General features: G+C 51.4%; 12 protein-coding genes. 5 read left to right on the top strand and 7 right to left on the bottom strand.

The genetic code is table 11. The annotated features are described in order from the left end of the window. Positions 1-95: 95 nt before the first annotated feature. From AC1S52_RS09540 to AC1S52_RS09530, 3 genes are all read right to left on the bottom strand, one after another. Positions 96-806, bottom strand: a complete 711-nt coding sequence (locus tag AC1S52_RS09540; protein WP_482028761.1) for an alpha/beta hydrolase — start codon at positions 804-806, stop codon at positions 96-98. A gap of 197 nt (positions 807-1,003) precedes the next feature. Beyond that, positions 1,004-1,564, bottom strand: coding sequence for a hypothetical protein (locus tag AC1S52_RS09535; RefSeq protein WP_482028760.1), 561 nt, complete (start codon positions 1,562-1,564; stop codon positions 1,004-1,006). Positions 1,565-1,766: 202 nt separating this feature from the next. After that, the gene (locus tag AC1S52_RS09530; protein WP_482028759.1) at positions 1,767-2,141 is read right to left on the bottom strand and encodes a phage holin family protein; all 375 of its coding nucleotides are present in this window, start codon (positions 2,139-2,141) and stop codon (positions 1,767-1,769) included. Positions 2,142-2,479: 338 nt separating this feature from the next. On the opposite strand from AC1S52_RS09530, the gene AC1S52_RS09525 reads away from it, so the two are divergent. From AC1S52_RS09525 to AC1S52_RS09505, 5 genes are all read left to right on the top strand, one after another. Continuing rightward, positions 2,480-6,295: a CAAX protease gene (locus AC1S52_RS09525; RefSeq protein WP_482028758.1), complete on the top strand. Its 3,816-nt coding sequence runs from the start codon at positions 2,480-2,482 to the stop codon at positions 6,293-6,295. A 654-nt stretch (positions 6,296-6,949) separates the two neighbouring features. Then, positions 6,950-8,392 (top strand): dihydrolipoyl dehydrogenase family protein, encoded by a 1,443-nt coding sequence (locus AC1S52_RS09520; protein WP_482028757.1) that lies wholly within the window; start codon positions 6,950-6,952, stop codon positions 8,390-8,392. A gap of 147 nt (positions 8,393-8,539) precedes the next feature. Beyond that, the gene (gene dut, locus AC1S52_RS09515) at positions 8,540-8,974 is read left to right on the top strand and encodes a dUTP diphosphatase (protein ID WP_482028756.1); all 435 of its coding nucleotides are present in this window, start codon (positions 8,540-8,542) and stop codon (positions 8,972-8,974) included. Next, the gene (locus AC1S52_RS09510) at positions 8,971-10,164 is read left to right on the top strand and encodes a site-specific integrase (RefSeq protein WP_482028755.1); all 1,194 of its coding nucleotides are present in this window, start codon (positions 8,971-8,973) and stop codon (positions 10,162-10,164) included. Before dut ends, AC1S52_RS09510 begins: the two co-directional genes overlap by 4 nt. A 219-nt stretch (positions 10,165-10,383) precedes the next feature. Then, the gene (locus AC1S52_RS09505) at positions 10,384-11,019 is read left to right on the top strand and encodes a class I SAM-dependent methyltransferase (RefSeq protein WP_482028754.1); all 636 of its coding nucleotides are present in this window, start codon (positions 10,384-10,386) and stop codon (positions 11,017-11,019) included. A 170-nt stretch (positions 11,020-11,189) separates the two neighbouring features. On the opposite strand, the gene AC1S52_RS09500 is transcribed toward AC1S52_RS09505, so the two are convergent. From AC1S52_RS09500 to AC1S52_RS09485, 4 genes are all read right to left on the bottom strand, one after another. Next, positions 11,190-11,894 (bottom strand): ROK family protein, encoded by a 705-nt coding sequence (locus AC1S52_RS09500; RefSeq protein WP_482028753.1) that lies wholly within the window; start codon positions 11,892-11,894, stop codon positions 11,190-11,192. A gap of 37 nt (positions 11,895-11,931) precedes the next feature. Further along, positions 11,932-12,555: a hypothetical protein gene (locus tag AC1S52_RS09495; protein WP_482028752.1), complete on the bottom strand. Its 624-nt coding sequence runs from the start codon at positions 12,553-12,555 to the stop codon at positions 11,932-11,934. 168 nt (positions 12,556-12,723) lie between these two features. Continuing rightward, positions 12,724-13,371, bottom strand: a complete 648-nt coding sequence (locus AC1S52_RS09490) for a ParA family protein (protein ID WP_482028751.1) — start codon at positions 13,369-13,371, stop codon at positions 12,724-12,726. A 42-nt stretch (positions 13,372-13,413) separates the two neighbouring features. Continuing rightward, entirely contained in the window at positions 13,414-13,749 is a 336-nt protein-coding gene (locus AC1S52_RS09485; protein WP_482028750.1) for a hypothetical protein, read from the bottom strand. Positions 13,750-14,106: the final 357 nt, after the last annotated feature.

Here is a 14,106-nt window from a genome sequence, read left to right as displayed (position 1 = left end):
GAGCCTCCTGAACGTTGGAGTCAAAGAGGCGACAGAGAGATTCGCTGGGACTATGCTCAACTAACCTGGCAATCTTGTGTATTTTTAGCCGCCCTTTATGGGCACTCTTTAGCCTTTACCGAAGAGGTAGAACTGACTTCCACCTCCTGATTGGGAGAATTGTCCTCTGAGGTTGTTGCAGTGGCTGGACAATCACATACCAGATCCTGCAAAAACAGCTTTGCCGTTTCCAGGGCTGGTTGTACCCGCTCAACAAAGGCACTCACCCGGTTGTATGCCCGTTCAACCCGGGGAAGCTGCACGATAATTTCCTTTTCGGGGTAATTGCTAATCAGTTCCAGCATGGAAATCCGTTGATCGTCCCGATAGGAAGCCACCAATGCCGTTCGCAAAGGTTCTAGATTATCAGGTAGGGTGGTGGGAGTCAGAACTTTATTCAGTTGAAGTACTAAAAAATTTGCAACCGGACTTCTAAAGTTTCGTTCACTGAACGGGCGAGTAATAGCAATCTCACGGGTTAGTACTGTGCGGGCTGCCTGTGAAGTCTGAGGAATTTTGGCAAAAAAGTCCTGCAAATTGCTCCTTTGCGCTTCACCTGTTTTGACAAATGCCTGAAAATCACTAAACGGCACAGATACCCGTGCTTCGTTAAAGACCAGGGTAATAGTTTCGATCGCACTGGCACCTGTGCTGAAGGCAATGCTGGCGCTTATAGCCAGAAAAAAACTTGAACTCAGACGTTGAATACCTGATAACCGTTTTATCCGTTTGATTTGAAATTTTTGATGTGAGATTGTAGAGGGCATAGATGTATCCTGCTATGACAGCGATTTTTGGATCAGTAACCTACAAGGGAATGGGGACGAGGGGATCGGGGAAAGGGGGATGAGGGGAATGGGTGTGGACAGGGCTTATGTCAGAGGAAACGGCTGTAATAATAAATCAGCGACTGGAGATTGGGAGTAATTTTGCAATCCCAGACGAAAGCCCAGTCGCAATTGGGCTAAAACTGTTCCATGCCCTGAAAACGAGTTGCACTGTCACGAATACTTGTATTGCAGGAGCTAATTAGAACCAGCGAATCAAATGTTTCGATCCGACAGGTCCCGGTTGTGTTGTCAACCCGCAGATTATTAGCAGAAGAGGCGAAACTGCGGATTCGACCTTCCAGGATAAAGCTACCAGAATTGGGCGAACCCACTCTTTGCAGGCGATTATAGGTACCTGTATAGTTGACCTGTGCTCCAGTTCCCGGTGGGACTGCCAGAGAAAGACTAAAATTGCCATTGTTAAAGTTTAGAACCGCGTCTGTCATCCGTCCTCTGGTAAAAACGGAACCACTCGCGACCCCTCTACCGGGCAAAGTTCCCTGGGACGGAGGAGATGCGGCTAGTAACTGCGGTTCAACCTGAGTTGCATGAGTTACATCATTAGAGACTTCCTGTCCGCTCCCTAATTGGACGGTTTGCTCATGGCTTTGAGCATGGGTGCGGATAACCAGAGGCAAGCCCATAGCGGTTACAAACGCGGTCAATCCTACCCAAAAACGAATCTGCTTAAACACTAGACCTCCTCAATAAACCTGCTAAAACACAAATACTTGAAATAAAGTAAGCTCTTCAGTAAGTAGGTAGACACAATTAACTGTTACATGGGAGCGTCATTAGTCACTTGTCATTGGTCCGTTGCAGTTTACAAATGACCAATGACTCTCTCATCTAAAGTTATTTACACCCACTGACTTAACTCTCAAAGGTCAGTAGCCGTCAAACAACCACCAAGCCAGTTTGGCGCAGGATAAAAAACAGAATGGAGTTAATAATTGCCAGGGCGATCGCACCCAGAATCGCACTGCCAATACCCCATCGCAATCGAAATCCTTCTACTAACCAGGCAGATAACCCAAAAACGATGATGCTGCCAATCAGAGGAATTAATCCCAGGCTAAGAACCGCTGGAATTGCCCTCAACCAGCCAGGAAATAAGTTGTAGAGACCGCTAAATGCACCTATGATTCCACCTGCAACCAGCGCAATGAATGGACTGTCTATTTCAACCCCTGTGGGCAATTTCGAGATAATGAGCAAACTCAGTGCCGTGACCACTATAGTAATTAAAAAAGCAACTAGAAAGCCTGTCATCTGTTGACTCCATCATCTAGTACAGAAAAACAATGTGATTCTGGGGAGTATTGCCACACAGTTGCCCAGTCTCTATTTGAGAAACGCTGACGCTTCAGCATTCCAGCCTTGCTTTTAGACAGCGCTAGAACTCTGATCGACGTGCCAGCCTGATTAAAGCAAGGAAGTATATGAAAGTTATAGGAAAATGACCCTGCTTTTAGCCATTGAGGGGCATTTTCTAATTTCTTATACAATACCGTTTGAAAAATACAGTACGGTATTGTTACTTGTATTTACGCAAGTTCTCTGAAGTGCCGGATTGAACTTAGTCCTCTTATCTGCGAGCAACTGAACCGATGGTATCTACAACAATGGATCGGGCTTGGGAAATTTTGGGCTGGGTCTTTATATTGAATGGTGAAGTTTTTCGACAAGTTACCACTTTGCCCGGAGGAATGACGCTTGCCATTTCTGTGGTCTTACTGGCGGGGCTATCGCTGTCAGTCGGTCAGGGCATCATTTTATTTATTAATCGGGTCCAACCAACGCGGTTCGTTTTTACCCTATTAGTCAGTGCAATTTTATATTTATTTGAATTTTTATTTCTAGTGCTAAGTACCTGGCTCATTTGTTTGTTTTCCAGGTCAGTGAATGTATCAATCCCAGCCCTGATTATTGTGTTGGGGTTAAGCTATGCGCCTCTGCTGTTCAGTTTTTTAGGAGCATTACCCTACCTGGGCTTCCCGCTGTTAAGACTCCTGTCGATCTGGCATTTGCTGGCAATGGTTGTCGGTTTTAGTGCAGTGGCTAATATTGGTCCAGGGTTTGCCTTTGGCTATGTGGCATTTGGCTGGTTTGCTAAAGAACTGCTGGAACATACGGTTGGTCAGCCGATCGCTCAGTTGGGTCAAACGATCGCAAATTGGACCGCGGGAGTCAACCTGGCTAAAAAACGGGAAGAACTGGCTGAACGAGTCCAAACCAACTTTGGCATCCCCGCTTCACCCCTGGTGTCTGCCTCCCAAACAACGCTTCCCGAACTACACCAGTTGATTCAGGCTAGCGATCGCTCTAATCCCGAAGCCGCTCAGGCAGTTGCCCAGGCGATCGCGACTCAATCTGCCCCCTCTGCCACAGTTGCCATCACCCAAAATGATGGTACTAGCGATCCCTTCGTGAAGCTGGCTTTCCAATCCAGCCGGATTCCCAAACCCATCAAGCTGTTGTTCAGCTTATTGATGTTTGTTGCGCTGTTTGTTTTAGTTGCCATTCTTTTACGACCAATTCGCAACGGTGTATTTGGCTGGTATCAGACATTGTCTCCCATTCCCCGGTTAATCTTTGACCTGAGTTGGATTGGTGTCGTTGCCCTCATCTTTGCTGGATTGTTGGCTCCGTTTGAAACCCTGGGATGGTGGGCAGGCTGGTTTGGCGAGGAGGTAGACACAACTCAAACAACGTCCCTCACGGCTGACGTGGGGGACTCCCCAGACAGCGATGACAACCCAATTTCTCGCTATGTCATCTACCTGGATGGTGTTGGACAGTCCGGCGAGGCATATACTCCCGATGTCGAAGATTTTCTGACGGCACTGGAACCCGCACTCCCCCAGGACATCAAACTGGTACGGGGATTGATGATGTATTCCGTGTTGAACCAGCCCCTGAACGAAGACCGTCCGCTGGCATTCCTGTGGAAACTGGCAGACAAAATGCGCTGGAAGAATCCGATGGCGTTGCTAGGTTTGATGGTGAACATTCGGAATGCCCTCATTGTCATGGTATCTGCCGATCAGCGGTATGGTCCCATCTACAACCGGGGAATTGCCCAGGTGTTGTATAACGGCTTAATTCAATGTGGCTATCGACCGGGTAGCGGCATTCCGATTACATTAATTGGCTATAGTGGCGGTGCTCAGATGTCCGTTGCCTCTGCGCCCTACTTGAAACAGGCTCTCGGAGCACCGATTGATACGATCTCCCTCGGTGGTGTCATGAGCGCCAACAACAATTTTCTGAAGCTAGAGCACCTCTATCATTGGAATGGTGAGAAGGATGTGGTGCAGGGGTTGGGTCCGTTACTGTTCCCTGGACGCTGGAAGTTCTTTCTCCTGTCTTACTGGAACCGGGCACTCCGCAAGGGCAAGATCTCACTGTTGTCAGCCGGACCCGTAGGGCACCAGGTTCCGGGGGGTTATATGGATCCCAAAGCCTTACTGCCCGATGGACGCAGCCACCTGCAACAAACCATTGAAACCATTCTGGAAATTCTGACAGGAACCTTGCATGAGACGGAACAACGCCTTCCGGTCAAGCTCAGTAATTATGCACTCTATAAGCAGGCAGACTTTAATGATCCCGCTTATTACCCGCTGAATCAGACGGTTGATCTGAACTACTATCAGGCGATCGCTCCCTGGATGGGTCGTTTGATTTTACCTGAACGAGATGAACGCCCAATGATTCGAGGGGTTCTGTTTGAAGTACACCATGCTGCTCCAGGTTACGAACATCTGGTCGGACAAATTGTGAAACTGCGCTGGGAAGATACTCCGGTTGTGAAAAAACTGGTGCAGGCAACCAGGCATGATCTTCACTTTAGTGTGGATGCCGAGTACTCCAGTAAATACGGTGGACTCATCCACCCCGAACGACTCAACCGCTGGCAGCAGGTTGGACCGCTGGAATCCTTAGCTGGCTCCCGCCCAACGGATGACATGATTGTGATGTTGAATCAACCCGTGGAAGTGGAGGCGAGTGAAAGAGGAGAGGAAAGGGAGCCTGGGTGGAGCCGTGACAGCCCATCTCCTACCTCCCCATCCCTCCATGCTCCCTTCTCCCCGTCCATTCTCCGCATCCGCAGCCAACCTGTGCAAATTACTGGACGCTTCTACGCTCTGGTGAAATTTGTCCAGCCGGTTGCTGGCACCGATCAGTTTCGTGTGATTCACTTTAACCGGGCAACTCGTCAGTTTGATGGCGCAGAAGAGGTCGTCCGGTTACCCGAAGTGGTGGGTGCAGAGGCTTATGGGAGTGCTCCCTCGACCTCCCACGATATCGAAAAATCTCCCTTGAATGAGACGGGCTGGTATATCTATGGCGCAAAGGATGGGCAGGGCTACTTTGTAGTGCAATCCTTAGGTCCGCGTGCCCTATTCCGTCTGCAACCCGAAGAGGTGGTGTTTGGCAGAAAAGCCTCCTATCGCTACATCCGCAAACGGTCTTGGGCAAATATTAAGGCACAGAAAGGACAGATCTCATCGGTGTTATGCACTGGGAAGAAGAATGGTTCACCTTCAGCCATCCATCACGCAATCCAGGACTGGCAAGAAGGCGATCGCGCCCTGATGCTGCACGTCTATGGGGGGATTGGGGGCAAAAACGCCGAACCGGCTGCTGCCACGCCCATTTTCTTTGGACACTTTGCCCTGGGTTTAGCCAAGGTGATTCACGACCCGGTGAGTGATGAACTCCGGTTTGATTTGCGTTATCACCAGGTCTATACCCACAACACCGATGGGCTGATCGCTGGAACCCTGCATTGGTCCCGTTACATGGGCGATCGCCAGTTTGGCTGGCTGGGGACCCGTCCAGTCTGTGACATTCTGATCAAACACGATGCCTTCACTGGCTACTACGACTTTTCGATTGGGCGGCAATCCCCGCTGGACTATATGCTGTTGCAACTGGAAGTCATGACTGCTCGTTATCGCATTGGCGATGGCACTGGCGGCACCTACGTTGGAGCCGCCAGCAATTGTGCTCAGGACTCTAACCAGGCGTTGTTTGCCAGTCTACGCCAGATAGAACGCCAGATTCGGGAAAACGCAGAGTCCCTCCAACGATGGGGTGAACAGAATCCGGAGCAGGCAGAACGATTCAAAGACCTGCTCAGACTTGGCAATGAACTTAGACAAAAACTGCAACCCCTGGGCGGTCCCAAATCAGCCTGGGAACGAAATGAGTACAATCTGGGTAGCACCCTGGAAGATGATCCACTCCGCAACCTGATGACAGGTCTGGGCAGTTGGCGCACGATGTTACCTCGGCTAGCCAGTGATACAGTAGTCAAAACCTTCCTGGATTATGGTGCCAGTGTTTGGGTCTTGCGCACCAATCAAATCGGTGGATATGATCCCGACATTGAACCGATCGCCCCCATGACTCTGTAATGGATTATGACCTAGTAGCCCTCATCCTAGCCTTCGTCCTTTGGGCTACGGTGTATACAGATCTCGGTTTCGTTAGAAACTGGCTCTGGGGGACTTCCCCCCAGTCCCCCGCTTCTTGGGGTCCTAACTCCCCCAAACCCCCCGTTCGCGTAGCGTCTCCCCAGGAGTTAAGGGTCTGGCGCTGAGTCTTCAAGTCTAGCTCGATGAAAATCGGTCGCAGATTGCCTCAAACTTAAAGACAACCGTTCCCCTTGCCACCCGTTTGCCCTTGCTTGAAGACTCAATCGGATGAATGTTGCTATTCACGTCGAGATTACATTGTTTTGGAGGGGGTGTGGGGGACGCAACCTGTTTTACTGATGAGAACTGACAAAGCTTGCCTCGTGTTCTCACCCGTAAAATCCCCTGTCAGGGGGGGCAGCCCCCAAACAGGGTTTTGGTACTCGCCGTTGACTCTGAGATTGCCTGCCGGTTCAACTTTCACGACTTGTGTATACACCGTAACCCGATGGGAGAGGTCCAGGAAATGTCTGAAAGCCCTTCTTCTTGGGGAGAAGGGTGGGGATGAGGGCAAATTAGTTGCCCATCCCGCTAGTACTCACCGCCCATAAACTCCTCACCCCTCACTCCTCACTCCCCCGCTCCTTCCCCCCTATGCCCGTTGACTACGATCTGCTTGTAATTGGCAACAGCACGGCTGGAATTTATGCAGCGGTTGAGGCTGCCCGCTTAAAGGCGCGGGTGGCTTTGATCACCCAGGAAATTTCATCATCAAGCCCATCTGGCTGGCTCGATCACTCTGTCCTGCAAGAAGTTGGAAGGACAATTCGCCAGGCACGACGGGCTGAACAGCTTGGGATTTGGATGGCTCCTGGTGCGTTACAACCAGGGTGGCTAGAACGGGCACAGCAATGGAGCAGGATTGTGTCAGAAACAATCGATTCCCTTCATTCTCCGGCGGTGCTTTCCTCGTTGGGGGTAGAGGTGATTGAGGGGCAGGGTGAGTTTTGCCGCAAGCCGACTCCTGGATTTGCTGTGAATGGGCGACATCTGCGATCGCGCACCTACCTGCTGGCGACCCATTGCAAGCCAGTGCTGCCAGCGATTGATGGGCTGTTTACCACTGGCTATCTCACGGCTGAAACTGTCCTCCAAAAAATGGACTTATCCCGGCAGATACCGGGTTTCCTGGTGATCATAGGGGCGAGTCCAGTTGGGCTGGAATTGGCACAGACCCTTGCCCGTGCTGGGTGGCAGGTGACGCTGGTCGATCCCGCTGCCCGAATTCTGCCCCAGTTTGATCTGGAGGCTGCACGTCTGCTCCAGGCACAGCTAGAGGCAGAGGGCATCCAAATTTTGACTGAAACTTCTGTGACCCAGGTGAAGCAGATCCAGGGCAAGAAGTGGGTGCAGGTGGGCAATCAGGCAATGGAGGTGGATGAAATTGTCCTGGCAACGGGATGGGAAGCGGATGTCGCCACTCTCAACTTAGCTGCTGTGGGAGTGGATCCCAGCCTGCGGGTGAATCAAAAACTTCAGACCACCAATCCCCGGATTTATGCCTGTATTGGGGAGAGCGATCGCCAGAATACCCCCCATCTCACCCTTGCCCAGGCCAGGGTTGCCCTCAAAAATGCCCTGTTTCTGCCCTTGACCAAGTTTAGCGATCGCACCATTCCCCGCGTGGTTTATACCGACCCGGAATTAGTCCAGATTGGACTAACGGAGCTTCAGGCAGTGGAACAGTACGGCAAAGATGTGGTCATCCTGAGCCAACCCTTTCAAAGCGTGCCAAAAGCTCAGATTCAGGCAGAAACCACCGGGTTTTGCAAATTCATCCTGCGCCGCAATGGCGAAATTTTGGGGGCACAGCTCGTCGGAGCGCTGGCAAGTGAGATGATGGGAGCGATCGCCCTCGCCATGCAGAACCGTCTCAAAATTCAAGCCCTGGCAACGCTGGTGCAACCCTCTCCCACCCTGGCTGACATCATTTCCCAGACTGCCCATGAATGGCAGCGGCAGCGATTGGAACGCAATCCGGGGCGGCAAGATTTCCTAGAGGGATTCTTTAACTGGCGGCGATCGCATTCCAGGTGAAGTCAGTCATAACAATTCGAGCGATCTCTTTTAGAAAGCGTGGATAGCGTAGAATAGCACTGAATTTAAGCATAGAACCTCTACTCGATATCTCCGGAGTCCCTGAGATTTCGGGGAGCTAAAATCTCCTAACTTCGTACCAATCCGATGGAATATCTGCTTAAGGTCAAACGGTTGAGTGACCATGCCCGCTTACCGGAATATGCCCACCCAGGCGATGCTGGGTTAGATTTGTTTTCGACACTGGAAACGGTGATAAATCCTGGCGAAAGCGCTTTAATTCCAACGGGAATCAGTATTCAACTGCCACCTTATACAGAAGCCCAGGTGAGACCCCGCAGTGGACTGGCGCTCAAGCATCAGGTGACGGTTCTAAACACACCGGGGACGATTGATGAAGGCTACCGGGGAGAAGTGGGCGTTATTTTAATCAATCATGGCAAATTACCGTTTTCAGTTGCGATCGGTATGAAAATTGCTCAGATGGTGATTAAACCGATTCTGAATGTTCGGGTTGAAGAAGTTCCCGATCTGGATGCCACCAGGCGGGGAGCAGGAGGGTTTGGCTCAACCGGCGTATGACAAATCCTAAGCCCTCGATTGATAGCCGGATTGAGCAGGTCAATCAACGATTGAAAGCGGCAAAAATGGGGCTACAAATTGAACGTCGAGGGGAAAAGCTAAATCTGCGGGGCACCCTGCCACCCCGTCCCGGCAGTTTAAAAATGAAACCCCATCAGCAACGGTTGGGGTTGGGACTGCCCGCCACTTCTGCTGGGTTAAAGCAGGCAGAACAGGAAGTGAAGGTGATTGCGGCTCAACTGATTCAAAAAACCTTTGACTGGCGACACTACGCGGTTGGTCCAGGGTGGGGGCGGCTGGATCAGATGGAATTGGCGCAACAGATTGAAGCCTTTAAGCAGTCCTTTTTGATGGAACTCAAGCGATCGGGCAATCCTGCCTCTGCCAGAACCACCTGGGAAAGTGCCTATGCCCCTTACCTGAGAAAGCTGGAGGCGATCGCCCAAACCAACCCCCGGCTTAGCCTACTAGAAACCATCTACGCCACCGTCCGCTCTACAGAAGTTAACTCCCGTAGTCGCCAGGTATGCTGCACCGCCTTAAGTGCCTTTGCCGCCTTTGTCAGCCTGGAGTTGCCCCTTGATTTGAAGGAATACTGGGGGGAGTACGGTAACAGCCGCACCCAGTTCCGCGATCTACCCTCCGATGAACTGATCGTGGATACCTGGAAAACCATTCCAAACCCGGCATGGCAGTTTGTTTATGGTGTCATGGCAACCTATGGGCTAAGGAATCATGAAGTATTTTTCTGTGACTACTCAAGCTTGACCAGGGGCGATCGCGAAGCCACCGTCCGGGTTCTTGCCACTACCAAAACAGGCGACCATGAAGTTTGGCCCTTCTATCCCGAATGGGTAGACCAGTTTAATTTGCGGGAAATCAATTTACCCCAGATTCAAACCGATCTCACCCGTACCACCCTGCAACGAATTGGGCAGCGGGTGACCTCCCAATTTCGACGTTACGGTCTGCCCTTTTCTCCCTATAACCTGCGCCACGCCTGGGCAGTCCGCACCATTCACTTTGGCTTACCCGATACCGTCGCCGCCCGCATGATGGGGCACTCTGTCGCTGTCCATACCCGCACCTATCACCAGTGGATCACCCGTCGAGATCAGCAACAGGCAGTGGAAGCGGCATTGAGTCGGAGCCAGTTACAGGCACCGGGAAGGGTGAGGGGTGAGGAGTGAGGAGTAGGTCATTGGTCATTGGTCATTGGTCATTCATTGGTTGTCGGGTAGGATAGGCAGTGTGCAATAACTGTTAGCGCCCCGGTTTCTGACAAAATCATTCGGTTGATAGAACAGGCTTCACAAGAAACCGGGAATCATGGCTTTGCCCATCCTTGAGTTTAGCTACTTAACAGCCTCCGGAAAACGACCCTTCATCCCTCATCCTTCATCCTTCCCATGACCACCATCCTCAGAGACTGGAGTTACCAATATCAGTGGCTATACGACAGCATTTCCTGGCTGGCGGCGCTGGGTGTGGGAGGAGAGGGGCGGTTCCGGCGGCTGGCATTGAAGGGATTGGAAATTTCGCCAGAGACTAAGGTGTTGGATATGTGCTGTGGTGCCGGACCAGCCACCCAGGTGTTGGTGGAGCGATCGCGCCATGTGACCGGACTGGATGCCTCCCCCCATGCTATTGAGCGAGCCAAACAGCGAGTTCCCCAGGCGGACTACGTAGAAGCCTTTGCGGAAAAGATGCCGTTCCCTGAGAATCAGTTTGACCTGGTGCATACCAGCACTGCCCTACACGAAATGGATACCGAACACCTGCAACAGATTTTGCGGGAAGTGTACCGCGTACTGAAACCAGAGGGCATTTTCACCCTGGTCGATTTCCATGCACCCACCAATCCCCTTTACTGGGTTGGAGTCTCCGTATTTTTAGAACTGTTTGAAACAGAAACAGCCTGGGCACTGATCAAAACCGATCTACCAAAACTGCTGGCGGATACCGGCTTCCACCCTGTCCAGCAAACCCTGTATGCCGGTGGTAGTTTGCAAGTAATTCAGGCGGGGAAGGGAGTGAAGGGGTGAGGGGGCGAATTCTCAACTTTCAACTTTCAGCTCCCAACTCCCCTAGGATCCTGGATTTAATCACCCCGCAAACTGTACGGGCGGGTTTAGCAGTCCAGTTTGCCTGGTGCGATGGATTTGACGGTAAAACCCGCCCCTACCCAATTCCGAACTTATTTAATTCTCATTCCCTACTCTCGCCAGAGTGCAATTCCTCCCAACAACCCAGAAATATTAGGCACAATCTTGACGTTAGAAGGTAGCTCAGCGGTGATGTGTTTGGTATTACCGCCACCAATGTAGAGGGTGTCGTAATTGAAAAGAGGTTGAAGGGAGGCGATCGCCCTCAATAGACGGTCATTCCACTTTTTCTTGCCATCCTTATCCATAGCGGCACGTCCCAGTTGTTCTTCATAGGTCGATCCTTTGCGGAACTCGTGGTGTCCCAATTCCAGGTTAGGAATCAAAACACCATTCAGAAACAGGGCAGAGCCGAGTCCAGTCCCCAGCGTAATCACCAGTTCAACGCCTTGCCCAGCAACGGCTCCCAAACCCTGCATATCCGCATCATTGATGACGCGCACGGGCTTTCCCAGACGAGAAGAAAGGGTGCCTCCCAGGTCAAACCCAATCCATGCCGGATCCAGATTGGCAGCCGTCAACGTGACTCCGGCTTTAATTACGCCAGGAAACCCCACGGATACCCGGTCAAATGCCTTATCTGCCGCCAATTGCAACACAATATCAATCACGGAGTCTGGGGTTGCAGGCTGGGGAGTGTCGCGGCGATCGCGATCGACCACTGGATTGCCATCTGTATCCAGCACCATCACTTTGATTCCACTCCCACCAATGTCTACAGTGAGCGTTTGCAGATCCATACTCTTTTGAACCATAGTTTTTTCATTGATAGAGAGCCAACCTCACACCTAACTAATCCACCCAACCCAGATCCTGATCTGACAAATATCCTGGAGATTTCCCCACTGGAAACACCGGGTGAGCCAGTGAGTCGGTTTGCCGCTTGATAATCATTTCCCTCTGGGTCAGAGTGGAGTTGGCTTCTGGGCTGGGAGGGGGAGCCACTACTTTCTCAGGTTCTGGTTCTGGTTGGCTTTGAGCGTCTTCAGACTCCTGCCTCAAACGGGTATTTTCTTCCGCAAGCTGGAGTGCGGCTTTCTTTGCCTGTTCTAGCTCAGTTTTGAGTCCCTCTATTTTTGCCAGATCAGACTTCAAAGACTTCACTAGCGCCTCCTGCTTGCCCAACAGGCTCTGCAATTCGGTAACTTCTTGCTTGAGGGAAGTTTCTCGCTGCTGCGATCGCTCCAGCGCATCTTTCACCTGACCTAGCTCCTCCTCCGTCTCAGAAGTCGGGGGGGGGTCAGCCGGTTCCGTGGGTTTAGACTTTGCCGTACTCGCCCCAGCCTGTTTCCGTGAACGGGATGAGGGGGTGCTTCTGCGCTCTCCATCTGCCCCCTCTGAGGATGCTGTATCTCTTTCCTCGGCTGGCTTCTGTGCCTCCTCTCGCAACAGATCCGATAATCGCTTCCTCGCCATGAATTCCTCCAGTCCTGTTTCGTGATTAGCGGTGCGCTATCCCTCCGCTCCTTCTCCCACTCTACCCTCTCCCTAACCCTTCAGCATTGCCGATTCTAAGGATGAATTTAGCGTTGGATGAATTCAAACTTCGTGCCACTTCATCCTGCTATTCAGCAACATAACCCTTTACCCCTTCCAGTCTCGCTGAATCTCCTCCGCCACTCGCCGGTAATCTGCCTCCGCTTCCCGTGCATTTTTACCCCGCCACTGGGAAACAGCAACCCCATCCAGAGCTGCCCGCTCATGGGCTTTGTATGCTCGGATAAAGGCATTGCAGGCTGGAATACCCAATTCCAGTAGAGTATTTTGGGCTTCCAGAGCTTCATTCAAGCTACGCGGATCCACCCGTGTCAGTAGAACCCGATGGGCAACTTTGCAAGGCATCACCGCTTCCCGCACCGTCTCAATCAGCGCTGCCAGATCCATTGGAGCCGGAGGAGTCGGTAACACGACATAATCTGCGGCAGGAACCACCGCCGCCAGGGCACTAGAGTCTAAAGCAGGGGGAGTATCAACGACCACGACTTCATAGTCTCCCAAATGGCGGAGTTTGCTCAACAGTGCCGGGTCTGTTTCCTTTACCAAATCAAAGTTCATTCCCTTATCACCCCGTTCAACCCACCAGGTCGCTGACCCTTGTGGATCCGCATCGACCAGCAAAACGCGATTTTTCGCAGCAAGGGTGGCTGCCAGGTTAACGGCAGTTGTCGTCTTGCCAACCCCACCCTTGCCGTTCAATACGACCAGGATTTTACTTGGTTTAGACGACTTCATAGGTGCCTCCTTACTGTTCCACGGCTTGACTATACCTTGTTATTAACGATTCGCTTGAACAGTCAAATGAATCTCAACAGAAGCCTGGCTGGAGTAACAGGAGGCATTGAAATAGAGTTTGTATTTCGTCATAGTAAAACATATGTTCACCGGGGACTGCCAATCATGGTGAAACCGAACCAATAGACCTTTTTCACCGATGACCCCATCGACAATATCTGGGCTGTTGGGCAGGCTAATCAGTTGATGCTTGCGCGTGTGATCTGCTTGTTTGCCGGAATAGTAAGCTCTTTGCTCGTCATAATCTTGAGGACGCGGAATCGGTAGCTCCCAGGTATCCACCAGCCGTGCCCCCCCTGGGAACCCGGACAACCACACATCGAGTTCTGCTCGTTCGATTTGTATGTACTGAAAAAAGTACGCAAGGGATTGGAAGTTGCAAAGCAGAAAGGAACCGTCTGTCAGCAGGACTCAGAGCAACATCTGGCAAAACGGCTTATCAAGCAAGGGGTATCATCAACTTACTCCTACTTACGGGCACCTCGATTAATTGGTTTTCTAGCAATTTTCAGTCTCATAACAGTCTCATGGTCAATTGCTGGGCTTCTGCCAGCAAAATCTGCGGCGCATAGAGCGTCTAACCTGACTCAATACCCGATTTTGGGCAGATCTATCCCTCAAGTGGGCGCGTTTGCCAGAACACTAAGCGCAGCAAGTTGTAGGTCAAGTTTTTCA

Source organism: Kovacikia sp. CALU 1929, assembly GCF_056784235.1.
Note: the sequence above shows the minus strand (reverse complement) of the source record. Positions and strands in the feature narration are given on the sequence as shown.

Excerpts from the sequence above, each read along its gene's own strand:
- AC1S52_RS09540 (WP_482028761.1), bottom strand. The coding sequence starts at position 806 with ATGCCCTCTACAATCTCACATCAAAAATTTCAAATCAAACGGATAAAA.
- AC1S52_RS09530 (WP_482028759.1), bottom strand. The coding sequence starts at position 2,141 with ATGACAGGCTTTCTAGTTGCTTTTTTAATTACTATAGTGGTCACGGCA.
- AC1S52_RS09525 (WP_482028758.1), top strand. The coding sequence starts at position 2,480 with ATGGTATCTACAACAATGGATCGGGCTTGGGAAATTTTGGGCTGGGTC.
- AC1S52_RS09520 (WP_482028757.1), top strand. The coding sequence starts at position 6,950 with ATGCCCGTTGACTACGATCTGCTTGTAATTGGCAACAGCACGGCTGGA.
- dut (WP_482028756.1), top strand. The coding sequence starts at position 8,540 with ATGGAATATCTGCTTAAGGTCAAACGGTTGAGTGACCATGCCCGCTTA.
- AC1S52_RS09510 (WP_482028755.1), top strand. The coding sequence starts at position 8,971 with ATGACAAATCCTAAGCCCTCGATTGATAGCCGGATTGAGCAGGTCAAT.
- AC1S52_RS09505 (WP_482028754.1), top strand. The coding sequence starts at position 10,384 with ATGACCACCATCCTCAGAGACTGGAGTTACCAATATCAGTGGCTATAC.
- AC1S52_RS09500 (WP_482028753.1), bottom strand. The coding sequence starts at position 11,894 with ATGGTTCAAAAGAGTATGGATCTGCAAACGCTCACTGTAGACATTGGT.
- AC1S52_RS09495 (WP_482028752.1), bottom strand. The coding sequence starts at position 12,555 with ATGGCGAGGAAGCGATTATCGGATCTGTTGCGAGAGGAGGCACAGAAG.
- AC1S52_RS09490 (WP_482028751.1), bottom strand. The coding sequence starts at position 13,371 with ATGAAGTCGTCTAAACCAAGTAAAATCCTGGTCGTATTGAACGGCAAG.